The sequence below is a fragment of the Myroides sp. C4067 genome (assembly GCF_038039665.1).
GTDB classification, from domain to species: Bacteria; Bacteroidota; Bacteroidia; order Flavobacteriales; family Flavobacteriaceae; genus Flavobacterium; species Flavobacterium odoratimimum.
This window is the reverse complement of the sequence record NZ_JBBPHJ010000001.1, coordinates 16386-41325: the sequence shown is the minus strand read 5'-3', so window position 1 is coordinate 41325 and position 24940 is coordinate 16386. Positions and strand designations below refer to the sequence as shown.

Annotated in this window: 39 protein-coding genes; 35 read left to right on the top strand and 4 right to left on the bottom strand. The window is 35.9% G+C overall.

Annotated features, from left to right (window positions below):
• Window positions 1-46: 46 nt before the first annotated feature.
• Window positions 47-346 carry a hypothetical protein gene (locus tag AABL87_RS00260; protein ID WP_073145607.1) on the bottom strand — a complete coding sequence of 100 codons (300 nt, stop codon included), beginning with the start codon at window positions 344-346 and terminating at the stop codon, window positions 47-49.
• 106 nt (window positions 347-452) lie between these two features.
• Here AABL87_RS00260 and AABL87_RS00255 point away from each other — a divergent pair, with 106 nt between their 5' ends.
• The 3 genes from AABL87_RS00255 to AABL87_RS00245 all read left to right on the top strand — a co-directional run bounded on the left by AABL87_RS00255 (window position 453) and on the right by AABL87_RS00245 (window position 3426).
• Window positions 453-1814 (top strand): UDP-N-acetylmuramate--L-alanine ligase, encoded by a 1362-nt coding sequence (locus tag AABL87_RS00255; protein ID WP_286395570.1) that lies wholly within the window; start codon window positions 453-455, stop codon window positions 1812-1814.
• A 165-nt stretch (window positions 1815-1979) separates the two neighbouring features.
• Window positions 1980-2672 carry a RadC family protein gene (radC, locus tag AABL87_RS00250; RefSeq protein WP_341276749.1) on the top strand — a complete coding sequence of 231 codons (693 nt, stop codon included), beginning with the start codon at window positions 1980-1982 and terminating at the stop codon, window positions 2670-2672.
• A gap of 55 nt (window positions 2673-2727) precedes the next feature.
• Entirely contained in the window at window positions 2728-3426 is a 699-nt protein-coding gene (locus AABL87_RS00245; RefSeq protein WP_006259505.1) for a YjjG family noncanonical pyrimidine nucleotidase, read from the top strand.
• A 14-nt stretch (window positions 3427-3440) separates the two neighbouring features.
• Here AABL87_RS00245 and AABL87_RS00240 read toward each other — a convergent pair whose 3' ends face one another.
• Window positions 3441-4718, bottom strand: a complete 1278-nt coding sequence (locus AABL87_RS00240; protein WP_036471834.1) for a replication-associated recombination protein A — start codon at window positions 4716-4718, stop codon at window positions 3441-3443.
• A 737-nt stretch (window positions 4719-5455) separates the two neighbouring features.
• On the opposite strand from AABL87_RS00240, the gene AABL87_RS00235 reads away from it, so the two are divergent.
• A complete protein-coding gene (locus AABL87_RS00235) occupies window positions 5456-6199 on the top strand; it encodes a rhomboid family intramembrane serine protease (protein ID WP_006259502.1) in 744 nt (247 codons plus the stop codon).
• A 22-nt stretch (window positions 6200-6221) separates the two neighbouring features.
• Here the strand turns inward: AABL87_RS00235 and AABL87_RS00230 are convergent, their stop codons facing one another.
• Window positions 6222-7268 carry a hypothetical protein gene (locus AABL87_RS00230; RefSeq protein ID WP_006264736.1) on the bottom strand — a complete coding sequence of 349 codons (1047 nt, stop codon included), beginning with the start codon at window positions 7266-7268 and terminating at the stop codon, window positions 6222-6224.
• 3 nt (window positions 7269-7271) lie between these two features.
• Entirely contained in the window at window positions 7272-8006 is a 735-nt protein-coding gene (gene rlmB / locus AABL87_RS00225; RefSeq protein WP_006259500.1) for a 23S rRNA (guanosine(2251)-2'-O)-methyltransferase RlmB, read from the bottom strand.
• A gap of 461 nt (window positions 8007-8467) precedes the next feature.
• On the opposite strand from rlmB, the gene rpsL reads away from it, so the two are divergent.
• The 31 genes from rpsL to AABL87_RS00070 all read left to right on the top strand — a co-directional run bounded on the left by rpsL (window position 8468) and on the right by AABL87_RS00070 (window position 24927).
• Entirely contained in the window at window positions 8468-8848 is a 381-nt protein-coding gene (gene rpsL / locus AABL87_RS00220; protein WP_002987523.1) for a 30S ribosomal protein S12, read from the top strand.
• A gap of 25 nt (window positions 8849-8873) precedes the next feature.
• On the top strand, window positions 8874-9350 hold the full coding sequence (gene rpsG, locus AABL87_RS00215) for a 30S ribosomal protein S7 (protein ID WP_006259499.1): 477 nt from the start codon (window positions 8874-8876) through the stop codon (window positions 9348-9350).
• 21 nt (window positions 9351-9371) lie between these two features.
• Window positions 9372-11507 (top strand): elongation factor G, encoded by a 2136-nt coding sequence (gene fusA, locus AABL87_RS00210; protein ID WP_006259498.1) that lies wholly within the window; start codon window positions 9372-9374, stop codon window positions 11505-11507.
• A gap of 12 nt (window positions 11508-11519) precedes the next feature.
• Window positions 11520-11825, top strand: a complete 306-nt coding sequence (rpsJ, locus tag AABL87_RS00205) for a 30S ribosomal protein S10 (protein ID WP_006259497.1) — start codon at window positions 11520-11522, stop codon at window positions 11823-11825.
• A 112-nt stretch (window positions 11826-11937) separates the two neighbouring features.
• Window positions 11938-12555, top strand: a complete 618-nt coding sequence (gene rplC / locus AABL87_RS00200) for a 50S ribosomal protein L3 (RefSeq protein ID WP_006259496.1) — start codon at window positions 11938-11940, stop codon at window positions 12553-12555.
• Window positions 12555-13184 carry a 50S ribosomal protein L4 gene (gene rplD / locus AABL87_RS00195; RefSeq protein ID WP_006259495.1) on the top strand — a complete coding sequence of 210 codons (630 nt, stop codon included), beginning with the start codon at window positions 12555-12557 and terminating at the stop codon, window positions 13182-13184. The genes rplC and rplD overlap by 1 nt, the downstream gene beginning before the upstream one ends.
• 7 nt (window positions 13185-13191) lie before the next feature.
• Window positions 13192-13482, top strand: a complete 291-nt coding sequence (rplW, locus tag AABL87_RS00190; RefSeq protein ID WP_006259494.1) for a 50S ribosomal protein L23 — start codon at window positions 13192-13194, stop codon at window positions 13480-13482.
• A 6-nt stretch (window positions 13483-13488) separates the two neighbouring features.
• Complete coding sequence (rplB, locus tag AABL87_RS00185) at window positions 13489-14313, top strand: 50S ribosomal protein L2 (protein ID WP_006259493.1); 825 nt, start codon at window positions 13489-13491, stop codon at window positions 14311-14313.
• Between the two features lie 11 nt (window positions 14314-14324).
• The gene (rpsS, locus tag AABL87_RS00180; RefSeq protein ID WP_006259492.1) at window positions 14325-14603 is read left to right on the top strand and encodes a 30S ribosomal protein S19; all 279 of its coding nucleotides are present in this window, start codon (window positions 14325-14327) and stop codon (window positions 14601-14603) included.
• A 9-nt stretch (window positions 14604-14612) separates the two neighbouring features.
• Entirely contained in the window at window positions 14613-15023 is a 411-nt protein-coding gene (gene rplV, locus AABL87_RS00175) for a 50S ribosomal protein L22 (RefSeq protein ID WP_006259491.1), read from the top strand.
• An 8-nt stretch (window positions 15024-15031) separates the two neighbouring features.
• A complete protein-coding gene (gene rpsC, locus AABL87_RS00170) occupies window positions 15032-15751 on the top strand; it encodes a 30S ribosomal protein S3 (RefSeq protein ID WP_006259490.1) in 720 nt (239 codons plus the stop codon).
• An 18-nt stretch (window positions 15752-15769) separates the two neighbouring features.
• Window positions 15770-16189 (top strand): 50S ribosomal protein L16, encoded by a 420-nt coding sequence (rplP, locus tag AABL87_RS00165; RefSeq protein WP_006259489.1) that lies wholly within the window; start codon window positions 15770-15772, stop codon window positions 16187-16189.
• A 13-nt stretch (window positions 16190-16202) separates the two neighbouring features.
• Entirely contained in the window at window positions 16203-16394 is a 192-nt protein-coding gene (gene rpmC, locus AABL87_RS00160; protein WP_006259488.1) for a 50S ribosomal protein L29, read from the top strand.
• Between the two features lie 17 nt (window positions 16395-16411).
• Window positions 16412-16669 carry a 30S ribosomal protein S17 gene (gene rpsQ / locus AABL87_RS00155; protein ID WP_006259487.1) on the top strand — a complete coding sequence of 86 codons (258 nt, stop codon included), beginning with the start codon at window positions 16412-16414 and terminating at the stop codon, window positions 16667-16669.
• A 2-nt stretch (window positions 16670-16671) separates the two neighbouring features.
• Window positions 16672-17040 (top strand): 50S ribosomal protein L14, encoded by a 369-nt coding sequence (rplN, locus tag AABL87_RS00150; RefSeq protein ID WP_006259486.1) that lies wholly within the window; start codon window positions 16672-16674, stop codon window positions 17038-17040.
• A 12-nt stretch (window positions 17041-17052) separates the two neighbouring features.
• Window positions 17053-17370 (top strand): 50S ribosomal protein L24, encoded by a 318-nt coding sequence (gene rplX / locus AABL87_RS00145; RefSeq protein ID WP_006259485.1) that lies wholly within the window; start codon window positions 17053-17055, stop codon window positions 17368-17370.
• Window positions 17371-17372: 2 nt separating this feature from the next.
• The gene (gene rplE / locus AABL87_RS00140; protein ID WP_006259484.1) at window positions 17373-17924 is read left to right on the top strand and encodes a 50S ribosomal protein L5; all 552 of its coding nucleotides are present in this window, start codon (window positions 17373-17375) and stop codon (window positions 17922-17924) included.
• 2 nt (window positions 17925-17926) lie between these two features.
• Window positions 17927-18196 carry a 30S ribosomal protein S14 gene (gene rpsN, locus AABL87_RS00135; protein ID WP_006259483.1) on the top strand — a complete coding sequence of 90 codons (270 nt, stop codon included), beginning with the start codon at window positions 17927-17929 and terminating at the stop codon, window positions 18194-18196.
• Window positions 18197-18217: 21 nt separating this feature from the next.
• Window positions 18218-18616, top strand: a complete 399-nt coding sequence (gene rpsH / locus AABL87_RS00130) for a 30S ribosomal protein S8 (protein ID WP_006259482.1) — start codon at window positions 18218-18220, stop codon at window positions 18614-18616.
• Between the two features lie 17 nt (window positions 18617-18633).
• Entirely contained in the window at window positions 18634-19176 is a 543-nt protein-coding gene (rplF, locus tag AABL87_RS00125; RefSeq protein WP_006259481.1) for a 50S ribosomal protein L6, read from the top strand.
• Between the two features lie 11 nt (window positions 19177-19187).
• Entirely contained in the window at window positions 19188-19538 is a 351-nt protein-coding gene (rplR, locus tag AABL87_RS00120) for a 50S ribosomal protein L18 (protein WP_006259480.1), read from the top strand.
• A gap of 6 nt (window positions 19539-19544) precedes the next feature.
• A complete protein-coding gene (gene rpsE / locus AABL87_RS00115; protein ID WP_006259479.1) occupies window positions 19545-20069 on the top strand; it encodes a 30S ribosomal protein S5 in 525 nt (174 codons plus the stop codon).
• Between the two features lie 12 nt (window positions 20070-20081).
• The gene (rpmD, locus tag AABL87_RS00110) at window positions 20082-20264 is read left to right on the top strand and encodes a 50S ribosomal protein L30 (RefSeq protein WP_006259478.1); all 183 of its coding nucleotides are present in this window, start codon (window positions 20082-20084) and stop codon (window positions 20262-20264) included.
• An 11-nt stretch (window positions 20265-20275) separates the two neighbouring features.
• Complete coding sequence (gene rplO / locus AABL87_RS00105) at window positions 20276-20728, top strand: 50S ribosomal protein L15 (protein ID WP_006259477.1); 453 nt, start codon at window positions 20276-20278, stop codon at window positions 20726-20728.
• Between the two features lie 16 nt (window positions 20729-20744).
• A complete protein-coding gene (gene secY, locus AABL87_RS00100) occupies window positions 20745-22091 on the top strand; it encodes a preprotein translocase subunit SecY (protein WP_006259476.1) in 1347 nt (448 codons plus the stop codon).
• A 5-nt stretch (window positions 22092-22096) separates the two neighbouring features.
• Window positions 22097-22312, top strand: coding sequence for a translation initiation factor IF-1 (gene infA, locus AABL87_RS00095; RefSeq protein ID WP_002987492.1), 216 nt, complete (start codon window positions 22097-22099; stop codon window positions 22310-22312).
• Between the two features lie 13 nt (window positions 22313-22325).
• Entirely contained in the window at window positions 22326-22442 is a 117-nt protein-coding gene (ykgO, locus tag AABL87_RS00090; protein ID WP_002987490.1) for a type B 50S ribosomal protein L36, read from the top strand.
• Window positions 22443-22444: 2 nt separating this feature from the next.
• Window positions 22445-22819: a 30S ribosomal protein S13 gene (rpsM, locus tag AABL87_RS00085; protein ID WP_006259474.1), complete on the top strand. Its 375-nt coding sequence runs from the start codon at window positions 22445-22447 to the stop codon at window positions 22817-22819.
• Window positions 22820-22830: 11 nt separating this feature from the next.
• On the top strand, window positions 22831-23214 hold the full coding sequence (gene rpsK / locus AABL87_RS00080) for a 30S ribosomal protein S11 (RefSeq protein ID WP_006259473.1): 384 nt from the start codon (window positions 22831-22833) through the stop codon (window positions 23212-23214).
• 89 nt (window positions 23215-23303) lie between these two features.
• A complete protein-coding gene (gene rpsD / locus AABL87_RS00075) occupies window positions 23304-23909 on the top strand; it encodes a 30S ribosomal protein S4 (RefSeq protein ID WP_006259472.1) in 606 nt (201 codons plus the stop codon).
• Window positions 23910-23934: 25 nt separating this feature from the next.
• Window positions 23935-24927, top strand: a complete 993-nt coding sequence (locus AABL87_RS00070; protein ID WP_006259471.1) for a DNA-directed RNA polymerase subunit alpha — start codon at window positions 23935-23937, stop codon at window positions 24925-24927.
• The last annotated feature ends 13 nt before the right edge of the window (window positions 24928-24940 follow it).

Below are 24940 nucleotides of genomic sequence, written 5' to 3'. Positions count from 1 at the left end.
TGAAAAAAGCTCAAGGTCACTTGAGCTTTTTATATTTATAAAGTATCTATTTATTGATATAGATGAGTAGTACCGATGTAGTGCCTATAGAGATTACTAGTGGAAACAGTGAAATAATAATAGCAACTAAGGGCATAGTAGTACTGACAAGAGCTTTTTTAGCTCTTCGATAGGCTGCGATTCCGAAGGCAAGACCAATAAGGCTAAAAAAGATAGAGATAAAATTGACAAAAGGAATCCAACAGATAAAGAATGCAATAACCGAACATACAAAGGAGATAATGTAGTAAACAAGACTCGTATCTCTGTTGTTGTTTATTTCGTAATAGGATTTATCATGTTGCATGGTATATTAGCTAAAAATTGAATGTAATATAAAGAAAAAGAATTTCATATTGTTATTTAAATTGTAATTTTACAACTAGTAGAATTGACAGTAAAAAACTTATATAATGCGTATACATTTTATCGCAATCGGAGGAAGTGCAATGCACAATTTGGCATTAGCCTTACATGCAAAAGGAGATATTGTAACAGGTAGTGATGACACTATATTTGAACCTTCTAAGTCTAGATTAGAAGCTAAGGGATTATTACCAAAAGAAGAAGGGTGGTTCCCAGAGAAGATAACAGAAGAGATAGACGTTATTATTCTAGGGATGCATGCTAAGGGGGATAACCCAGAATTGCTAAAAGCAAAAGAATTAGGACTGACTATTTATTCTTACCCTGAGTTTATCTACGAACATTCTAAGAATAAAACACGTGTAGTGATAAGTGGGTCTCATGGTAAGACTACCATTACTTCTATGATATTACATGTGATGCATTATCATAATGTAGAAGTAGATTATCTAGTAGGGGCACAGTTAGAAGGCTTCGATAGAATGGTAAACCTTACTTCAGATAATGAATTTATGTTAATAGAAGGTGATGAATACCTATCATCAGCATTAGATCTTCGTCCTAAGTTTCATATCTACCAGCCGAATATCGCCTTGTTAAGTGGTATCGCATGGGATCATATCAATGTATTCCCAACTTTTGAAAACTATGTAGAGCAGTTTAAGATTTTTATTGGAAAGTTAGTGAATGGTGGAATCTTAGTCTATAACGAAGAAGACGCTGTGGTAAACCAACTAGTAGAAGAAGCTACTAATCCGATTAGAAAGATACCTTATACTACACCTTCTTATACTATCGAGAATGAGCAGACCTATTTAGATACGAATGACGGGCCTATGCCGTTAGAGGTTTTTGGTAAGCACAACCTTAGTAATATAAGTGGAGCGAAGTGGATCTGTCAGAATATGGGGATAGATGAAGAAGATTTCTACGAAGCTATCGCATCATTTAAAGGGGCATCTAAGAGACTAGAGAAGTTAGTAGAGACAGACCAAACAGTGATCTATAAAGACTTTGCACATTCACCGAGTAAAGTGATCGCTACAACAGAAGCAGTGAAGGCACAGTACCCTAATAAGAAAGTAATCGCATGTCTAGAACTACATACATACAGTAGTCTTAACTCGGCCTTCTTATCACAGTATGAAGGTGCGTTAGCTAAGGCAGACGAAGCAGTGGTATTCTATTCTTTAGATGCGCTTAAGATTAAGAATATGCCAGAGATCTCTCAAGAGCAGATGCAGACAGCATTTAATAGACCAGGGTTAGCTACGTATACTAACGCTGCTGATTTCAAACAATATTTAGAGCAATTAGACTTAAGCAATGCTGTATTGTTATTCATGAGTTCAGGTAACTATGGTGGATTAGATATGCAAGCTTTTAGTGAGAAAGTAAAGAATAAATAGACGGCATACGTCATTATTATAATACTATTAAAGAGGTTATCAAGTACAGCTGTATTTGATAACCTTTTTTTGTTTGAATACTGACTGCTTTTTAATAGAAGCTTTATATAGAATAACTTCATTAGGTTTAGTTTTTGTACGATAGAATAGTATAAAACAATGACTATGGAACACCAAAAGATCACGATCAAACAATGGGCAGAAGATGATAGACCTAGAGAAAAGCTAATGCTGAAGGGAAAGACTTCCTTAAGTGATGCCGAACTATTAGCGATACTCATAGGTTCAGGGCATAGAGAGGAGTCTGCAGTAGAGCTGTGTAAGCGTATATTAGCGATGTATAATAATAATCTAAGTGTATTAGCGAAACAGAGTATCTCGAAGCTCACTGCGTTTAAAGGAATAGGAGAAGCGAAGGCTATTGCGATTATTGCAGCTTTAGAGATAGGGCAGAGGAGGAGATTAAGTGAGCGTATAGAAGAACCTATCATCACTACTAGCAGTGATGTGTTTGAACTAATTAGTCCTATCATAGGTGATCTAGAACACGAGGAGTTTTGGGTGTTATATCTGAATAACTCTAATAAGGTGAAGTATAAAGCTCCATTGAGTAAGGGAGGGATCACCGGTACTGTAGTAGATATAAGACTGTTATTTCAGACAGCACTAGAGCAGAAGGCTGTCAGGATAATCTTAACGCATAATCACCCTAGTGGTAAGGTCAAGCCTAGTGATGCAGATATACAGATCACTAAGAAGATTAAAGAAGCAGGGCGTATTATGGACATACAGTTACTAGATCATTTGATTATTACGGAATACAGTTATTATAGCTTTGCAGATGAGAGTATTTTATAAGTAGATTTAGTTCTAAAATACCTACTTTTGTAATTCAAACAAAAGATTATAAAAAATGGGAGTAAAAAGCTTAACGAGTAAGACAGATATCTTTTTTGATTTAGACCATACCTTATGGGATTTTGAGAAGAACTCTGCTTTAGCTTTTAATGATGTTATTGAAGAATTAAAATTACCTTTTAGCACAGAGGCTTTTCTAAGCCACTATGTTGCAATCAACAATGAGTATTGGGACAAGTATAGTCTAAATCAGGTAAGTAAAGAAGAGCTTAGAATAGGGAGAATCAGAGATACCTTTGCTAAGTTAGGGTATCAGTCTACTACAGAAGAGATGTTGCTACTAGGGGATAATTATCTAAAGGCTATGCCTAATCATAATTATTTATTTGATGGTGCGATAGAAGTATTAGACTACTTACAAGACAAATATAAACTTCATATTATTACTAACGGTTTTAATGAAGTACAAGGCAAAAAGTTAGATCGATCAGGAATATCAGGTTATTTTCAGACAGTGACTAATTCTGAAATGGCTGGAGTGAGTAAGCCAAATCCTGAGATATTTAACTATGCTTTAGATAAAGCAAAGGCAGGAGTGAAAGACTCCGTGATGATAGGTGATAACTTCTTAGCGGATATAGAAGGAGCGCTAGGAGTAGGAATGGATGCAATCTACTACAGTCAATCTAAAGAAAAAGTAACCCCTCAGATCTATCACGTACAGAAATTAATAGAACTAAAAGACCTGCTATAAGCAGGTCTTTCTATTTAATAGTTGTATTTAAATTGCCATCTGTTTCGCAAGAACTCTCGAGTGCTGTTCTCTCTATTGTTCACACCTGGTTCATAGAGTACAGTGCCTTCTAGCTCATCTGGTAGAAACTCTTGTTCTACGAAGTTATTTGTATAGTCATGTGAGTATAAGTACTCTTTGCCATACCCTAGTTCTTTCATTAGTTTAGTAGGTGCATTCCTTAAGTGTATAGGTACAGATAAGTCACCTGTTTGTTTGACGAGTTGCTGTGCTTTGCCTATCGCTAGATAGGTAGAGTTACTCTTAGGGGATGTAGCTAGATAGATAGCACATTGGCTTAATAATATTCTACTCTCAGGGTATCCTATGACAGATACGGCCTGGAAGGTATTATTTGCCATAATGAGTGCAGTCGGATTAGCATTCCCGATATCTTCTGATGCAGCTATAAGTAATCTTCGTGCGATGAACTTCACATCTTCACCACCCTCTATCATTCTTGCCAGCCAATATACAGCCCCATTAGGATCACTACCTCTGATAGACTTGATAAAAGCAGATACGATATCATAGTGCTGCTCACCAGTCTTATCATATAGTACAGTATTCTTTTGTACTACTTGCATTACGCGTTCATTGGTGATTTCTATCTCGTTATCATGAGTAGCATTGATGATAAGCTCGAAGGTGTTTAGTAGCTTACGACCATCTCCACCAGATATTCTAAATAGAGCTTCTGTCTCTGTCAGGGTTATCTTTTTCTTTTTTAAGAATAGATCTTTATTCATAGCGCGCTCTAGGAGGTGCTGTAGGTCTTCTTTTGTAAACGCATTAAGTGTGTAGACCTGACATCTAGAGAGAAGAGCAGGGATAACTTCGAAGCTCGGATTCTCTGTTGTAGCACCGATTAGCGTGACCCAGCCACGCTCTACTGCAGCTAGTAGAGAGTCTTGTTGAGATTTACTAAAGCGGTGTATCTCATCGATGAATAGGATAGGGTTCCTAGCAGTGAATAGACCACTGTTAGACTTTGCCTTCTCGATTACTTCTCTGATATCTTTAACCCCTGAGTTAATTGCGCTCAATACATAGAAGGGTCTCTCGCTTTCTTTTGCGATAATCTCTGCCAGAGTAGTTTTGCCTGTACCTGGAGGTCCCCAAAAGATTAAGGATGGGATAAACCCAACTTTTAACTGATTCGTTAAGATACCATTCTCTCCCACGAGGTGTTCTTGACTGACATAGTCACTCAGTGTATGTGGGCGTACTCGTTCTGCTAAAGGTGCTTCCATTATCGTAATTAAATCTCTTCTCACAAAAATACAATCTCTTTTTTAGATAACGATGTTTTTCAGTAATGGAATGTTTAAGGCGCAGTAGTTATTGATTAGAGCATGAATATCTGTGCATAAGCTAATGTTGATGTTTATTCTTACTTGAAGGAGAATGCGGGGAGTATAGAAGAAGTATTCTTGGACAAAGGGCTTCTCTAGTCCAGTATTCATTGCTTATTGTCCTATTATTGTCCAAGGAATTCAAATTAAGAGCCTATTTTACTAGGCTGGCGGTATGTTTTCAATATTTTGTTTTTTAAGGGGTGTTGTGTAATTGGTTGATATTTAGTCTTTTGTTTGTTTTGTTGAATAAAAAAAATGATTTGTTTTTTTACTGATTTAGGGATTATGGACTTGTTTTAGACCCTTTTTCAAAAAAAAAGAGGTAATGATATTGTTTATTATCCTTTTTTAGACCTGAATATGTGATTATAAATAAAAAAGTGAATTGCTTTTTTTAGAGGTTAGTTACTGTATAGAGTTGTTTGTAAGGAGGGTGATATTCTTTTCAATGCTAAAATGGTGTGAATGAAAAAACAATTCGTTATAAAATGAGTTATATTTAACCTATATAAAATTTGAGTACTATGTATAATAGCCTTTCATTACAAGGGGTGTTTATGGATAGGTTTGGTATAGGGAGTAAATATGCACCTTATATAGTAAGATGTACTTAAGGAGAAAGGAATGAATATATGAGTAAAGAGAAATTACCTCCATTATCTATTAATCTAATTTTACTACCCTTATTCGTCGTTGTACTGATATGGGGAGTGTATTGGATGGATTGGAATAATTTTTATGAGTTACACGAGTATGGCGTATTGCCGAGAACGGTAGTGGGGTTAAGGGGAATTGTGTTTAGTCCTTTTATACATGGTGGGATAAAGCATTTGTATAATAACTCTATAGCCCTCTTTGCACTGCTATTAATGTTGCAGTATTTTTATAAGAAACAAGCGTTGGTGGTACTGATCTTAGGGATTCTGCTATCAGGTTTCGGTACATGGTTGATGGGTAGAGATAGTTATCATATCGGTGCTAGTGGATTAGTCTATGTGCTAGTGAGCTTTATGTTCTTTAAGGGAGTACAGACGCGATATTATAGACTGATGGCATTATCGCTGGTTATCGTAGTGCTATATGGGGGTACGGTGTGGTATATGTTTCCCCATGTAGAGAGCGGTATTTCGTGGGAAGGACATTTGAGTGGTTTTTTGACAGGATTGATTCTTAGTTTTGTAGTTTCATCTCCTGAGCATATAGAGCAGGGGTATAAGTATGAGTGGCAAGACCCTAACTTTGATCCTCAGTCAGACCCCTTTATGAGGTGCTTCGATGAGCATGGCAACTTTATTATCATACCGAAACAAAAGAAGAGTAAAGATCCTTATAGAAAGACATTACCAGTACTGATCTCTCAGTATCAAATTAGATAACGATATAAACTATAAAAGCACCTTAGAAGGTGCTTTTATAGTTTTTGACTACGAAGTCTATTGCTGTTTCGAGTATCTCTCCCATATTTTTACAATATTTGAAAGACTTCTCGTGAGTTAATTTGTGTAAGGACATTTTTAACTCTTCTACATGTTCTGGAGTAGAGACTGTATCCTGTATCATCACGTGGATTAGTTCGTCTAGTCTCTCTTTATTACTCAGTACTCTTCTTACGATCACAGATCTCACTTCTCGTCGATACTGTTCTATCGAAGTATGTTTTAGTTTCTCTAATACCATCTTCACGATAGTATAGTTCTCTTTAAAGAACTGAGGAAGGTAGAACTTGAGGTTGCCTTCATAGTTCTGCTGATCGAAGTCGATAGCTCTGATTCTATAGACTACCTGATCGAAGTCATGAGTAGGTATAATGACGAAATTATAAGATCTCATATCACCCAGTAGACCGATCATACAGCGTTCATTAAACTTGACAAACTCTTTAGCGATCTGTGATTTTTCACTTTCAGTACATTTAGGTAGGTGATTTGTGATAAATACATCAGCAGGTATGCCTAATATGTGTTCTTCTATTAAGGTGTCATTGTGTACGAGATAATTCATCGTATTCGGAGACAGCATCTCTTCTAGTTCTAATCCGTATATGCGTGAGGCATCGGCTCTCTTTACATAGAAGTTGGTGATATTGTCATTGAGTATATTTCGAACTTTCACTCGGAATGGTTTAGAATTACCAAACGAACAAAAGTCAATATGATCAATAGTTAGATACTGTAGTGTCTCGATGTCACCATCAGAGTGAAGTAAGGTATATATCTTAGTAAGGCTAGCTTCTATCTCTTTATACTCGAACTCTGGATAATATACACGTAACCACAGTGTATCATTACCGTTGCTGTCCTCGATATTGATATAACCACTGAATCGCAATAAGTCATCATAGATCACACTAGTTTTAGTAGTGCGCTTATACTTGGTTAAGTATGCCATGAACTCATCGCTAACAGGGTAGTTAGGCTTCTTTAATAATACCTTTACGTCTTTCAAATCTTATCTTCTTTGTCTGATTGTTTCGTATAAAAATGCTCCACACGCTACAGATACGTTTAGTGAATCTATTGTGCTAAACATCGGTAACTTTGCTTTCTCGTCTATGATTTTAAGTACAGATGGGTTGATACCTTTATCTTCACTTCCCATAATGATGGCTACAGGCACATTTAGGTCTACATCATAGATTTCTTTTTCTGCTTTCTCTGTTGCACCTAGTGTTATTACACCAGACCCTTGTAGATAGAATACAGCGTCCTTAATATGGTCTACTTTACAGATAGGAATATTAAATACAGCACCCGCAGATGTTTTTACTGTATCTCCGTTTACCGGAGCAGCTCCATTCTTAGATATAATGATACCATCTGCACCACAGCATACAGCTGTACGTATAATAGCACCGAAGTTACGAGCATCTGATATCTGGTCAAGGATGACGAAAAGAGGTTTCTCTTTTTTCTCTAATACACCTTCTACTAGTACTTCTAATGAAGTAAAAGAGATAGGGGAGATATTCGCTACAGCTCCTTGATGGTTTTTATTAGTTAGTTTATTTAGTTTCTCGATTGGTACATAAGAGAAGTTTACGTTGTTCTTCTTTAGTGTCTTAAGAAGAGAACTCATTAACTCTCCAGAAGCTTCTTTCTGTATGAATACCTTATCTATATCTTTTCCTGCTTCTATGGCTTCGATGATTGCACGAATACCAAATATCTGATTGTCCTGTTCCATGGGGCAAAGTTACTTAATAATATAATTTAAAAAACGTGCAAAGATAGATTTTAAGTATTTGGATTTAATGGTATTTATAAAAATATTAGATAGTATATACTATAATGTATAATAAGAGGTGTGCTGTTGTGTTATAAAGCTGTAAAGAGGAATGTTTTTTGTGGTGATGTATAAAAGGGAGAAGAGTGCTAAGGTTTATTTTTTTTGGTGTTATTGAATAGTGAAAGAGAAGATTTAGAACAAATGCTGGATTACTAAAAAGGGAGAGAAATAATGTTGATAACTTTTGAATAACTATCGTATAAAGAGAAAAAAAGAGGTAAAAGGAGAATTGTTGATAAAAAAAATTAATTATGTTGAAAATTAATGCTTTGAGGTTTGAATAAATAAAAAATAGTTATACATTTGCAACCCCGTATATAGTGCGGAATAATATATTGTAGAAATTATTAATAAACATTATGCCAACAATTCAACAATTAGTAAGAACAGGGAGAACCCAATTGACTAAGAAGAGTAAATCGGTTGCTTTGGATTCTTGTCCTCAAAGAAGAGGAGTTTGTACGCGTGTTTATACTACTACACCTAAAAAACCAAACTCTGCAATGCGTAAAGTTGCAAGGGTACGTTTAACAAATGGTAATGAAGTAAACGCATACATCCCAGGAGAAGGACACAATTTACAAGAGCACTCGATAGTATTAGTTAGAGGTGGAAGGGTAAAAGATTTGCCAGGTGTTAGATACCACATCGTACGTGGAGCTTTGGATACTGCTGGAGTAAACGGTAGAACACAAAGAAGATCTAAATACGGAGCAAAACGTCCTAAAGACAAAAAATAATCGTTTAAACGTTTAAGAAGAAGACATGAGAAAAAGACAGGCGAAAAAGAGACCTCTTTTACCAGATCCAAAATTTAATGATCAATTAGTTACGCGTTTTGTAAACAACTTAATGTGGGACGGTAAGAAATCAACAGCTTTTAAAGTATTCTATGATGCTTTAGAGATCGTTGAGGAGAAAAAACAAGATGAAGAAAAATCTTCATTAGAAATTTGGAAAGATGCATTAACTAATGTTATGCCACACGTAGAAGTTCGTTCTCGTCGTGTAGGTGGAGCTACATTCCAAATTCCAATGCAAATTCGTCCAGATAGAAAAATTTCTATGGCGATGAAATGGATGATTTTGTATGCGAGAAAAAGAAATGAGAAATCTATGGCTGGAAAATTAGCGTCTGAAATCTTAGCTGCTGCTAAAGAAGAAGGAGCTGCTGTTAAAAAGAGAATGGATACTCATAAAATGGCTGAAGCTAATAAAGCATTCTCTCACTTTAGATTTTAATCCATACAGAAACTATATACAATGGCAAGAGATTTAAAATATACAAGAAACATTGGTATCGCTGCACACATCGATGCTGGTAAGACAACAACTACAGAGCGTATTTTGTTCTATACAGGTAAAAACCACAAAATGGGAGAGACTCACGAAGGATCTTCTACAATGGACTGGATGGAGCAAGAGGCTGAAAGAGGTATTACTATTACATCAGCAGCTACTACATGTACTTGGAATTTCCCAACAGTTCAAGGTGCTAAAATACCTGAATCTATGGAGTACCACTTCAATATTATTGATACTCCTGGACACGTTGACTTTACTGTAGAGGTAAACCGTTCTTTACGTGTATTAGATGGATTAGTATTCTTGTTTAGTGCAGTTGATGGTGTTGAGCCTCAGTCTGAAACTAACTGGAGATTAGCTGATAATTATAAAGTTCCACGTATGGGGTTCGTTAATAAAATGGACCGTCAAGGAGCTAACTTCTTAGCAGTATGTCAACAAGTTAAAGATATGTTGAAATCTAACGCTGTGCCAATCGTTTTACCTATTGGTGATGAGGCTGATTTCAAAGGTATCGTTGACTTAGTGAAAAACCGTGCAATCGTATGGCATGATGAGAATCATGGTTCTACTTTTGACGTTGTTGAGATCCCTGCAGAGATGGTTGACGATGTAAAACAATACAGAGGTCAATTAATCGAAGAGATTGCTGCTTATGATGAAAATCTTCTTGAGAAATTTATGGAAGATGAGGACTCAATCACAGAGGACGAAATCCACGTAGCTTTACGTGCTGCTACTCTTGATATGAGCATCATCCCTATGACTTGTGGATCTTCATTCAAAAATAAAGGTGTTCAGTTCATGTTAGACGCTGTATGTCGTTACTTACCTTCTCCAATGGATAAGGAAGCTATCGAAGGTACAGATCCTGATACTGAAGAGCCAATCGTACGTAAGCCATCGGTTACTGAGCCGTTCGCTGCATTAGCATTTAAAATTGCTACTGACCCATTCGTAGGTCGTTTAGCATTCTTTAGAGCTTATTCAGGACACTTAGACGCTGGATCTTATGTATTGAATACTCGTTCTGGAAACAAAGAGCGTATTTCTCGTATCTACCAAATGCACGCTAACAAACAAAACCCGGTTGAATATATTGAGGCTGGAGATATTGGAGCTGCAGTAGGATTTAAAGATATCAAAACTGGAGATACTTTATGTGATGAGAAAAAACCTATCGTATTAGAAAGTATGATATTCCCAGACCCAGTAATCGGTATCGCTATTGAGCCAAAAACAAAAGCGGATATGGATAAAATGGGTACTGCTTTAGCTAAATTAGCTGAGGAAGATCCAACTTTTACAGTTAAAACTGACCAAGCGTCTGGACAAACTGTAATCTCTGGTATGGGTGAGTTACACTTAGACGTATTGATCGACCGTATGAAACGTGAGTTCAAAGTTGAAGTTAATCAAGGAGAGCCACAAGTTGAGTATAAGGAAGCTCTTACACGTGAAGCACAACATAGAGAAGCTTATAAAAAGCAATCTGGTGGACGTGGTAAGTTTGCTGATATCGTATTCAAAATGGGACCTGCTGATGACGTTGATGGAAAACCATTCGTTGGATTACAGTTCGTGAATGAAGTTAAAGGTGGTAACGTTCCTAAAGAATATATCCCTTCTGTAGAGAAAGGATTTAGAGAGGCGATGAAACAAGGACCTTTAGCTGGATTCGAAATGGATTCTATGAAAGTAACTTTAACTGACGGTTCTTACCACGCGGTTGACTCGGATGCATTATCGTTCGAATTAGCTGCTAAAATGGGATACAAAGCTGCTGCTAAAGCTGCAGGTGCGATCATCTTAGAGCCTATCATGAAGTTAGAAGTATTGACTCCTGAAGAAAACATGGGTGATATCGTTGGAGATTTGAACCGTCGTCGTGGACAAATCAACAGCATGGATGATAGAGCTGGATCAAAAGTTGTTAAAGCTTCTGTTCCATTATCAGAAATGTTCGGATATGTAACTACATTAAGAACATTATCATCTGGTAGAGCAACTTCTACAATGGAGTTCTCTCACTACTCTGAAACACCATCAAACATTTCAGAGGCAGTAATCACTAAAGCAAAAGGTAACGCTTAATTTTAGAGTAAAATGAGTCAAAAAATCAGAATAAAATTAAAATCTTACGATCATATGTTGGTTGATAAATCAGCAGAGAAAATCGTAAAAACTGTAAAAAGTACAGGAGCAGTAGTAACTGGACCTATTCCATTACCTACTCATAAAAAAATCTTTACTGTTCTTCGTTCTCCTCACGTGAACAAAAAAGCAAGAGAGCAGTTTGAGTTAAGTTCATACAAAAGATTGTTAGATATCTATTCTTCATCTTCTAAAACTATTGATGCTTTAATGAAATTAGAGTTACCAAGTGGAGTTGAAGTTGAAATCAAAGTGTGATAAATAACAAGATTCAATAAGAATATCAAAGGCTAAGTATTGGTGTTATAGTCACCAATACTTAGTTCTTTTAGAAAATAAAATAAAATTTTATAATTAATAATTAATATTTATGTCTGGGTTAATTGGTAAAAAAATCGGCATGACTAGTATTTTCGATGAGAATGGAAAAAACATTCCATGTACAGTAATCGAAATGGGTCCTAATGTCGTTACCCAAGTCAGAACCATTGAGGTTGACGGGTATGAAGCGTTACAACTTGGTTTCGATGACAAGACAGATAAACATGCTACTAAAGCTGAGTTAGGTCACTTTAAAAAAGCTGGAACATCTGCTAAGAGAAAAGTTGTTGAAATCAAAGATTTTGCTGGAGAGTATAAATTAGGTGATGTGATCACTGCAGATTTATTCATAGAAGGTGAATATGTAGATGTACAAGGTGTATCTAAAGGAAAAGGATTCCAAGGGGTTGTAAAACGTCATGGTTTTGGTGGAGTTGGTCAGGTAACTCACGGTCAAAAGAACCGTTTAAGAGCGCCAGGATCTATTGGAGCTTCTTCTTACCCATCAAGAGTATTCAAAGGAATGCGCATGGCAGGAAGAACTGGAGGAGTAAATGTAACAGTACAAAACCTTAGAGTTTTAAAAGTAGTAGCTGATAAAAATCTACTTGTGGTTAAGGGAGCAATTCCAGGACACAAAAACTCTTATGTAATCGTTCAGAAGTAATGGAAGTAAAAGTTTTAGATATCACAGGAAAAGATACTGGTAGAAAAGTTGAGCTTTTAGATTCAGTATTCGGTATAGAACCAAATAATCACGCAGTATATCTTGATGTTAAACAATATTTAGCAAATCAAAGACAAGGAACTCACAAAGCTAAAGAAAGAGCTGAGATCTCTGGAAGTACGCGTAAGATTAAAAAACAAAAAGGAACTGGTACTGCAAGAGCAGGAAGTATTAAATCGCCAGTTTTCCGTGGAGGAGGAAGAATCTTCGGGCCAAGACCAAGAAGCTACTCTTTCAAATTAAACAAAAGTTTAAAACGTTTAGCGAGAAAATCTGCTTTCTCTATCAAAGTGAAAGAATCAAATTTAATCGTAGTTGAGAACTTTAATTTCGAGGCTCCAAGCACTAAGAATTTCATCAACGTATTGAAAGGTTTAGGATTGGAAAATAAAAAATCTCTATTTGTGTTTGGTGAATCAAATAAAAATGTATATTTGTCATCACGCAATTTAGGGAAGGCTGCTGTTGTAACTAACTCTGAATTAAGTACTTACAGTATTTTGAATGCTGGAAGTTTAGTGTTAACTGAGGGTTCTGTAGCAGGAATTGTAGAAAATTTAAGTAAATAATAGGAACATGAGTGTTTTAATTAAGCCTATAATTACAGAAAAAATAACTAAAGACGGCGAAACTTTTGGCCGTTTTGGGTTTGTTGTTGATAGAAAAGCGAACAAAATTGAAATTAAAAAAGCAGTTGAGGCTGCTTATGGAGTTTCTGTTGTTAACGTGAATACTATGAACTATGCTGCAAAGCGTTCTGTTAAGTACACGAAAAGTGGAATGATCAACGCTAAAACTAATGCTTACAAGAAAGCAATAGTTGAATTGAAAGAAGGAGATAGTATAGACTTTTATTCAAATATCTAATAAATAATGTCAGTTAGAAAATTAAAACCTATTACCCCAGGTCAGCGTTTTAGAGTTGTAAATAGTTTTGACGCTATAACAACTGATAAGCCGGAGCGTAGTTTACTAGCACCGAAAAAAAAATCTGGAGGTAGAAATAGTCAAGGAAAAATGACCATGCGCTACATGGGTGGTGGTCATAAACAAAGATACCGTATAGTTGATTTTAAAAGAACTAAAGTTGGTATCCCAGCTACTGTTAAGTCAATTGAGTATGATCCAAACCGTACAGCATTCATCGCTTTGATTGCTTATGTAGATGGAGCTAAATCATACGTTATTGCACAAAGCGGTATGAAAGTTGGACAAACTGTAGTTTCAGGAGTAGATGCGTCACCAGAAGTTGGTAATGCAATGCCTTTAAGCAAAATTCCTTTAGGAACTGTTATATCTTGTATCGAATTACGTCCTGGACAAGGAGCAGTTATCGCTCGTTCAGCAGGTACTTTCGCTCAGTTAGTTGCTAGAGATGGTAAATATGCTACTATTAAAATGCCTTCTGGAGAGATCCGTTTGATTTTATTAGAATGTATGGCTACTATCGGAGCAGTGTCTAACCACGATCACCAATTAATCGTTTCTGGTAAAGCAGGTAGATCAAGATGGTTAGGTAGAAGACCTAGAACTAGACCGGTAGCAATGAACCCAGTAGATCACCCAATGGGAGGTGGAGAAGGTCGTTCGTCAGGAGGACACCCACGTTCTAGAAACGGGATGCCTGCTAAAGGGTACAGAACTCGTTCTAAAGTTAAGTCGAGTAATAAGTATATCGTTGAACGTAGAAAGAAATAAAAGATTAAGACATGGCACGTTCGTTAAAAAAAGGACCTTATGTTCACTATAAATTAGAGAAGAAAGTTCAAGTAAACGTAGAAAGTGGAAAAAATGGAGTTATCAAGACTTGGTCAAGAGCTTCAATGATTACACCTGATTTCGTTGGACAAACTATCGCAGTACATAATGGTCGTCAGTTTGTTCCTGTTTATGTAACAGAGAACATGGTAGGACATAAATTAGGGGAATTTTCACCAACAAGATCGTTCAGAGGTCACGCTGGTGCAAAGAATAAAGGTAAAAAATAATAAGAAGCTATGGGAGTTCGTAAAAGAGAAAGAGCTGAGCAAATTAAAGAAGCTAACAAGCAAGTTGCTTTTGCAAAGCTAAACAATTGCCCTACTTCTCCTAGAAAAATGCGTTTAGTAGCGGATTTAGTAAGAGGACAGAAAGTAGAAAAAGCTCTAAATATATTAAAATTCAGTTCAAAAGATGCTTCTCGTAATTTAGAGAAATTACTTTTGTCTGCAATTGCTAACTGGCAAGCGAAAAACAGCGACGCTAACATTGAAGAAGCTGGATTGATCGTTAAAGAAATCAGAGTAGATGGAGGAATGATGTTAAAAAGACTTCGTCCTGCACCTCAAGGTAGAGCACACAGAATCAGAAAACGTTCTAATCACGTAACAATCGTATTAGGATCTAATAATAACACACAAAGCAATTAATAAGCAGTATGGGACAAAAGACTAATCCAATCGGGAATCGCCTTGGTATTATCAGAGGATGGGACTCAAACTGGTATGGTGGAAATGACTACGGTGACAAAATCGCTGAAGATCACAAGATCAGAAAGTATATCCATGCTCGTTTATCAAAAGCTAGTGTATCTAAAGTAATCATCGAGAGAACTTTAAAACTTGTAACCGTTACTATCACTACTGCTAGACCTGGTATCATTATCGGAAAAGGTGGACAAGAGGTAGACAAGTTAAAAGAGGAATTGAAAAAGATTACTGATAAGGAAGTTCAAATCAATATCTTTGAAATCAAACGTCCTGAATTAGACGGATACTTAGTGGCTGCTAGTATCGCTCGTCAAATCGAAAGCAGAATTTCTTACCGTAGAGCTATCCGTATGGCTATGGCTGCAGCGATGAGAATGAATGCTGAAGGAATCAAAGTTATGATTTCTGGTCGTTTAAACGGTGCTGAAATGGCTCGTTCTGAGACTTTCAAAGAAGGAAGAATTCCGTTGTCAACTTTCAGAGCAGACATCGATTATGCACTTGCTGAAGCTCACACTACTTATGGTAGAATGGGAATTAAAGTGTGGATCATGAAAGGTGAGGTTTACGGTAAGAGAGATCTTTCTCCGTTAGCTGGAATGGATAAAAAACAATCTAAATCAGCAGGATCTCCAAAAGGTAAATCTAACCCACGCAAAAGAAAGTAATTTTTAAACTGAAGAAAAATGTTACAGCCTAAAAGAACAAAATACCGTAAGGTACAGAAAGGTAAAATGAAAGGGATTTCTCAAAGAGGGCATGAACTTTCAAATGGTATGTTTGGAATCAAATCTATGGACTCTGCATTTATCACTTCACGTCAAATCGAGGCAGCGCGTATCGCTGCTACTCGTTTCATGAAACGTGAAGGGCAGTTATGGATTAAAATTTTCCCAGACAAACCTATTACTAAAAAGCCTCTAGAGGTACGTATGGGTAAAGGAAAAGGTGCAGTAGAATACTGGGTTGCTGTGGTAAAGCCAGGAAAAATTATGTTCGAAGTTGGTGGAGTGCCAATTTCAGTAGCAAAAGAAGCGTTACGCTTAGCTGCTCAAAAACTTCCTGTAAAAACTAAATTTGTAATTGCTAGAGATTTCGAAGCATAATAAAATTTTTATCATGAAACAATCAGAAATAGTAAATCTATCTGTAGCTGAATTACAAGAGCAACTGGTACAGTTGACTAGCACATATAATAACTTAAGATCTGCTCACGCAATCTCTCCAATCGAGAATCCATTACAGTTGAGAAACGTAAGAAGAAGTATTGCAAGAGTGAATACAGAGTTAAGTAAAAGAGAGTTACAATAATTGTATTCTGCCGAAAGATGGAAAATAGAAAATTAAGAAAAGAGAGAATAGGTGTTGTTACTAGCAATAAAATGGAGAAATCTATTGTTGTGTCTGAAGTAAAGAGAGTAAAACACCCATTATATGGTAAGTTCGTGTTGAAAACGAAAAAATACGTTGCACACGACGAAACAAATGATTGCAACATTGGTGATACAGTAAAGATTATGGAGACACGTCCATTATCTAAATCAAAATGTTGGAGATTAGTTGAAATCATTGAAAGAGCGAAATAATTATGGTACAACAAGAATCTAGACTTAAAGTAGCAGATAATACGGGTGCAAAAGAAGTTTTGACTATCCGTGTTTTAGGAGGAACGAAACGTCGTTATGCCTCTGTAGGTGATAAAATTGTAGTTTCAATTAAAGAAGCAACTCCAAACGGAAGCGTGAAAAAAGGTAGCGTTTCAACTGCAGTTGTAGTTCGTACTAAAAAAGAAGTGAGAAGAGCTGACGGATCTTACATCAGATTTGACGATAACGCATGTGTATTGTTAAATGCTGCTGGAGAGATGAAAGGAACTCGTGTTTTTGGTCCGGTTGCGAGAGAACTTCGTGAAAAACAATTCATGAAAATTGTATCATTAGCACCAGAGGTGTTATAATTCGTTCTAAACATGATTAAGCTAAAGATAAAAACAGGAGATACTGTACGCGTTATCGCTGGTGACCATAAAGGTACTGAAGGTAAAGTTGTACGTGTATTACGTGAAAAGAACAAAGCTATTGTTGAAGGGGTGAATATCATTTCTAAACACGTGAAGCCAAGTGCTTCTAACCCTCAAGGTGGAATTGTTAAAAAAGAGGCTCCAATCCAAATCTCTAACTTAGCGATCGTAGATCCTAAGACGAACGAAGTTACTAGAGTAGCTATCGTGAAAAATGAGAACGGAAAAAATGTTAGAGTTTCTAAAAAATCAAATCAAGTATTATAGTTATGGCTTATATACCAAGACTTAAAGAAGAATATAAAAGCAGAGTTATCTCTGCTCTTACTGAGGAATTCGGTTATAAAAACGTAATGCAAGTTCCAAAACTTGAGAAAATCGTTGTTAGCCGTGGAGTTGGTGCTGCTGTTTCTGATAAAAAATTAGTTGATTACGCTGTTGAGGAGTTAACTAAAATTACAGGACAAAAAGCAGTAGCTACTATCTCTAAGAAAGACGTTGCTACTTTTAAATTAAGAAAAGGAATGCCAATTGGGGCAAAAGTAACGTTACGTGGAGAGAGAATGTATGAATTTTTAGATCGTTTAGTAACTTCAGCTTTACCACGTGTAAGAGACTTTTCAGGTATTAAATCTGATGGTTTTGACGGAAGAGGAAATTATAACTTAGGTGTTACTGAGCAAATCATTTTCCCTGAAATCAATATCGATAAAGTTAACAAAATCGCTGGTTTTGATATCACTTTCGTAACATCTGCTCAAACAGATAAAGAAGCGAAATCTTTACTTGCTGAATTAGGATTACCTTTTAAAAAGAATTAAGTATGGCTAAAGAATCAATGAAAGCCCGTGAGGTTAAAAGACAAGCATTAGTAGATAAATATGCTGCTAAGAGAACAGCTCTTTTAGAAGCTGGTGACTATGAAGGATTACAAAAGTTACCTAAAAATGCTTCTCCAGTTCGTTTACACAACAGATGTAAGTTAACAGGAAGACCAAGAGGGTATATGCGTCAATTCGGTATTTCTCGTGTTACATTCCGTGAAATGGCAAATAATGGATTGATACCTGGAGTAAAAAAGGCAAGTTGGTAATTAAGATTTAAAGGTAAAAACATGTATACAGATCCAATAGCAGATTTCCTTACAAGAGTTAGAAACGCTGTGAGAGCTAACCACAAAGTGGTTGAAATTCCAGCTTCAAACTTCAAAAAAGAAATCACGAAAATATTATTCGATCAAGGATATATCTTAAGCTATAAATTTGATGATAGTTCAGTTCAAGGAACAATCAAAATAGCTTTGAAATATGATAAAGACACAAAAGAGTCTGTAATTAGAGATATCCAAAGAATTAGTAAACCAGGTTTGCGTAAATACGCTTCTGCAGCAGATCTTCCTAGAATCCTTAACGGATTAGGAATCGCTATCGTTTCAACATCAAAAGGATTGATGACTGGAAAGCAAGCGAAACAATTGAATGTTGGTGGAGAAGTAGTTTGTTACGTATACTAATTTAAAAAGACTAAGAGATGTCAAGAATAGGTAAAAGTCCAATAGCAATACCTGCTGGAGTAACGGTTGACGTTAAAGAAGGAGAGATTGTTGTAAAAGGTAAATTAGGAGAGCTTTCTCAAAAGTTTGATACAGTTAGTATTAAAGTTGAAGAAGACCAAGTAATCGTTGAGCGTTCTTCTGATGATAAGATTGAAAGAGCTAAACACGGATTATACCGTAGTTTAATCAACAATATGGTTAAAGGAGTTTCAGAAGGATTTACTATCAGTTTGGAATTGGTTGGGGTAGGATACCGTGCTGCTAATCAAGGACAAAAGTTAGATTTAGCTTTAGGTTTCTCTCATAATATCGTGATGGATATTGCAAAAGAAGTTACAGTGGAAACTATATCTGAAAAAGGTAAAAATCCAATCGTTAAATTAACTTCATTTGACAAACAATTAGTTGGTCAAGTAGCAGCAAAAATCCGTTCATTCCGTAAACCAGAACCTTACAAAGGAAAAGGTATCAAGTTTGTGGGTGAAGAGTTAAGAAGAAAAGCAGGTAAATCAGCTTAAAAATTAAGACTATGTCATTAACAAAATCTGAAAGAAGACAACGTATTAAATTCAGAATTAGAAAGATCGTTAGCGGTACTGCTGCTAAGCCAAGACTTTCTGTATTCAGAAGTAATAAAGAAATCTATGCGCAAATCATAGATGACGTGAATGGAGTAACTCTAGCTGCAGCATCTTCAAGAGAAGCTGGGATAACAAGAGGAACCAATATTGAAACTGCTGCATCGGTTGGGAAACTAATTGCAGAGAAAGCTTTGAAAGCTGGTGTAGAAACTGTATCTTTCGATAGAGGAGGTTATTTATACCACGGTCGTGTTAAATCATTAGCTGAAGGCGCTAGAGAAGCTGGATTAAAATTCTAATTAGTTATGTATCAAAATTATAAAAACGTAGAATTTGTAAAACCAACTGGTCTTGATCTTAAAGATCGTTTGGTTAGTGTAAACCGTGTTACTAAAGTTACTAAAGGGGGAAGAGCTTTTGGATTCTCTGCTGTAGTAGTAGTAGGTGACGAAAACGGTGTAGTGGGTCATGGTTTGGGTAAATCAAAAGACGTTTCTGAAGCAATCGCTAAAGCAGTAGAGGATGCAAAGAAAAACTTAGTTAGAGTTCCTTTAAATGGTCATACTATTCCTCACGAACAAAAAGGAAAATTCAGTGGAGCAAGAGTATTATTGATGCCTGCATCTTTGGGTACTGGAGTAATCGCTGGAGGTTCTGTGAGATCGGTTGTAGAATCTGTTGGGATTAAAGATTTATTATCTAAATCTCAAGGATCTTCAAATCCTCACAACGTGGTGAAGGCTACTTTTGACGCTTTATTACGTTTAAGAAGTGCTTCTACAGTTGCAAAACAAAGAGGAATTTCTTTAGAAAAAGTATTTAAAGGTTAATTTGAGAGAGTTATGTCAAAAATTAAAGTAAAACAAGTAAGAAGCCAAATTAATTGTCCTCTTGTACAAAAGAGAACATTAGAGGCTTTAGGACTTCGTAAGATTGGTCAAGTGGTGGAGCATGATGCTACATCTGCAATCTTAGGAATGGTAAGTAAAGTTCAACACTTAGTTTCTGTAGAGGAGGCTAAATAATATTGTAGAGTATGAATTTAAGTAATTTACAACCAGCAAAAGGTTCAGTACACAACCAAAACAAACGTGTTGGTCGTGGTGAAGGGTCTGGTAAAGGAGGAACTTCTACAAAAGGACACAAAGGTGCTAAATCACGTTCAGGATATTCAAGAAAAATCGGATTTGAAGGAGGACAAATGCCACTTCAAAGACGTGTTCCTAAATTTGGTTTTAAAAACATCAATAGAGTAGAATATGATGTTATCAACTTAGAAAGATTACAGTCTTTAGTTGATAGCGGAGTAGTAAAAGACACTGTTGATTTTGCTCTTTTAGTTGAGTTAGGATTAACTTCTAAAAATAGTTTAGTTAAGGTTTTAGGGCGTGGAGAGATAAAAGCAAAATTAAAAGTTTCTGCACACAAGTTTTCAGCATCTGCTAAAGAGGCAATCGAGGCAGCTGGTGGAGAAATTGTAACGTTATAAAATCTTAATAAACAAGATGAAGAAGTTTTTTGAAACATTAGCCAGTATTTGGAAAATTGAAGAGTTAAAGAACAAAATCTTGATAACTTTAGGGTTATTGCTTGTGTACCGTTTTGGTACACAAGTTACCCTTCCAGGTATTGACGCAACGAAATTGCAAGCTTTAACTGATCAAACTGATCAAGGTATCGGTTGGTTAATAAATGTTTTTACAGGTGGTGCATTTGCGCAAGCATCTGTATTTGCATTAGGTATTATGCCTTATATTTCTGCTTCCATAGTAGTTCAGTTGATGGGAATCGCGGTTCCTTATCTACAAAAGCTACAAAATGATGGAGAAAGCGGTAGAAAGAAGATGAACCAAATAACAAGATGGTTGACAATCGGTATTACTTTATTACAAGGACCTAGTTACATCTATAACTTGTATGTGCAATTACCACCGGATGCATTTTTGTTAGGTTTCAATTCTTTCTCATTCTTGTTTTCTTCAGTAATTATACTAGTGACCGGAACTGTTTTTGCAATGTGGTTAGGTGAAAAAATTACTGATAAAGGTATTGGAAATGGAATTTCATTATTAATTATGGTTGGTATTATTGCGAGACTTCCAATGTCTTTCATCCAAGAATTCCAATCCAGAATTACAGAAAATAATGGAGGACCTATGTTGGTGGTTATAGAAGTAATTTTATGGTTGTTAATCATCGTTGCTTGTATCTATTTAACTCTTGCTGTGAGACGTATACCGGTTCAGTATGCAAGAAGAAGTGCTTCAGGAACTTATGATCAATCTATGTTAGGCGGTAATCGTCAGTGGATTCCATTAAAGTTAAATGCATCAGGAGTTATGCCAATCATCTTCGCTCAAGCGATCATGTTTGTGCCAGCTGCAGTAGCAGGTTTGTCAACTTCAGATACTGCTAAATCAATCAGTACAACATTTCATAATGTGTTTGGTTGGGAGTATAATGCACTTTTTGCTTTATTAATCATAATTTTTACGTACTTTTACACCGCAATTACAGTACCTACTAATAAGATGGCTGATGATCTAAAGAGAAGTGGCGGTTTTATACCAGGTGTTAAACCAGGTAGTGAGACAGGTGATTTCTTAGATAGAATCATGTCTTTAATAACATTCCCAGGTTCTCTTTACTTAGCACTAATCGCAGTTTTCCCTGCAATCGTGGTAAGTTTATTAGGAGTTCAACAAGGTTGGGCAATGTTTTATGGAGGAACATCGTTATTGATTATGGTAAGTGTTGTAATCGATACAATTCAACAAGTCAATGCTTATTTACTGAACAAACAGTATGATAGCATGATGACAAGTGGTAAAAATAGAAGAGCAACAGCTTAGTTTTTATGGCAAAACAATCAGCAATAGAACAAGACGGAGCAATTATTGAAGCATTATCAAATGCTATGTTCCGTGTGGAATTAGAAAATGGACACGTAGTAATCGCCCATATCTCAGGTAAGATGCGTATGCATTATATCAAATTATTACCTGGTGACAGAGTAAAATTAGAGATGAGCCCTTACGATTTGACCAAAGCAAGAATTACTTATAGATATTAAAGAGGCTATTAAAATGAAAGTAAGAGCATCAGTTAAAAAAAGAAGTGCCGAGTGCATTATAGTACGTAGAAAAGGTAGACTTTACGTTATTAATAAAAAGAATCCTAGATTTAAACAAAGACAAGGATAATTATGGCAAGAATCGCAGGGGTAGATATACCTAAACACAAAAGAGGAATCATTGCTTTAACTTATATTTTTGGAATTGGTTCAAGTAGAGCTAAAGAAATTCTAGAAAGAGCTAAAGTTGACGAAAATAAAAAAGTTCAAGATTGGAATGACGACGAGATCGGAGCTATCCGTGAAGCTGTAGGTCAATTCACAATTGAAGGAGAATTACGTTCAGAGATTTCATTAAACATCAAACGTTTAATGGATATCGGATGCTACAGAGGTATCCGTCATAGAGCTGGTCTTCCATTAAGAGGACAAAGAACTAAGAACAACTCTAGAACAAGAAAAGGTAAAAGAAAAACTGTTGCTAACAAGAAAAAAGCAACTAAATAATAAGTAGTAATATGGCTAAAGCGAATACAAAAAAACGTAAAGTACTTGTTGAGTCAACAGGTGAAGCTCATATTAATGCGACGTTTAACAATATCATCATTTCATTAACTAACAAAAAAGGTGAAGTGATTTCTTGGTCATCAGCAGGTAAAATGGGATTCAGAGGTTCTAAAAAGAACACTCCTTACGCTGCTCAAATGGCTGCAGAAGATTGCGGTAAAGTTGCACTTGAGGCAGGATTGAAAAAAGTAAAAGTTTATGTAAAAGGACCTGGAAACGGAAGAGAATCTGCAATCAGATCTTTACATAATGGTGGAATCGAAGTAACAGAGATTATCGATATTACTCCAATGCCACACAACGGATGTCGTCCTCCAAAGAGAAGAAGAGTTTAATTTTATAGTATAACCAAAGGTAGGAATAGATTATCGGAGGAAAGTGACCTGAATTCATAATCCCTACCTTTTTTCAATTTTATTAAGAAATGGCAAGATATACTGGTCCACAAACAAAAATCGCACGTAGGTTCGGTGAAGCAATTTTCGGAGATGACAAGTCTTTAGAAAAAAGAAATTACCCTCCAGGACAACATGGTTTAGCAAGAAAAAGAGGTAAGAAATCTGAATATGCTATCCAGTTATTGGAAAAACAAAAAGCTAAATATACTTACGGTATTTTAGAAAAACAATTCAGAAACTTATACAAAAAAGCTGCTGCAGCTCGTGGAGTTACTGGTGAGGTATTAATTCAATTATGTGAGTCAAGATTAGACAACGTAGTATTCAGAATGGGAATTGCTCCATCTCGTAGAGCTGCACGTCAAATCGTTTCTCATAGACATATTACTGTAAATGGGGAATTAGTAAATATTCCTTCATACCAATTGAAACCTGGTGATAAAGTTGCTGTTCGTGAAAAATCAAGATCTCTAGAGACTATCGAACGTTCATTATCTAATTCTAGCGCTGTTTACGAGTGGATTACTTGGAATCCTGAAACGTTAGAAGGAACATTTGTTTCTGTACCTCAAAGACTTCAAGTTCCTGAAAACATCAAAGAACAGTTAATCGTAGAGTTGTACAACAAATAATAATTGACATTCAGTCGAAACAAATATGGCAATATTTAATTTTCAAAAGCCCGATAAAGTTATCATGATTGATTCGACCGATTTTAAAGGCAAATTCGAATTTAGACCTTTAGAACCGGGATATGGATTGACAATAGGTAATGCATTAAGAAGAGTTCTTCTTTCTTCTCTTGAAGGATATGCAATTACTTCAGTTCGTATTGAAGGAGTAGATCATGAGTTTTCTACTATCGCTGGTGTAGTTGAGGATGTTACTGAAATCATTCTTAACCTAAAACAAGTTCGTTTTAAACGTCAAATTGAAGATGTTGATAATGAAACTGTTAGTATCTCTTTCTCTGGTAAAGAACAGTTGACTGCAGGTGATTTCCAGAAATTCATTTCTAGTTTCCAGATTCTGAATCCAGAATTAGTTATCTGTAATATGGATAGTAATGTAACTATTAATATGGATCTTACTATTGAGAAGGGAAGAGGTTACGTACCAGCTGAAGAGAATAGAAAACCTAATGCTCCTATTGGTACTATCTTTACTGACTCAATTTATACTCCAGTTAAGAACGTTAAGTATGCTATCGAAAACTATCGTGTTGAGCAAAAAACTGACTATGAAAAGTTAGTTTTTGATATCATTACCGATGGTTCTATTCATCCAAAAGATGCGTTAACTGAAGCTGCAAAAACATTAATACACCACTTTATGTTATTCTCAGATGAGAGAATTACTTTAGAGGCAGATGAGATTGCACAAACTGAATCGTATGATGAGGAATCTCTTCATATGAGACAGCTTCTAAAAACTAAACTAGTTGATTTAGATCTTTCAGTTAGAGCATTGAATTGTTTGAAAGCGGCTGAAGTAGATACATTAGGAGACTTAGTATCATTTAACAAAAATGACTTGATGAAATTCAGAAACTTCGGTAAGAAGTCTTTATCTGAATTAGAAGAGTTAGTAGCTGTTAAGGGACTTAATTTCGGGATGGATCTATCAAAATACAAATTAGATAAAGAATAAACTAGACTGCAAA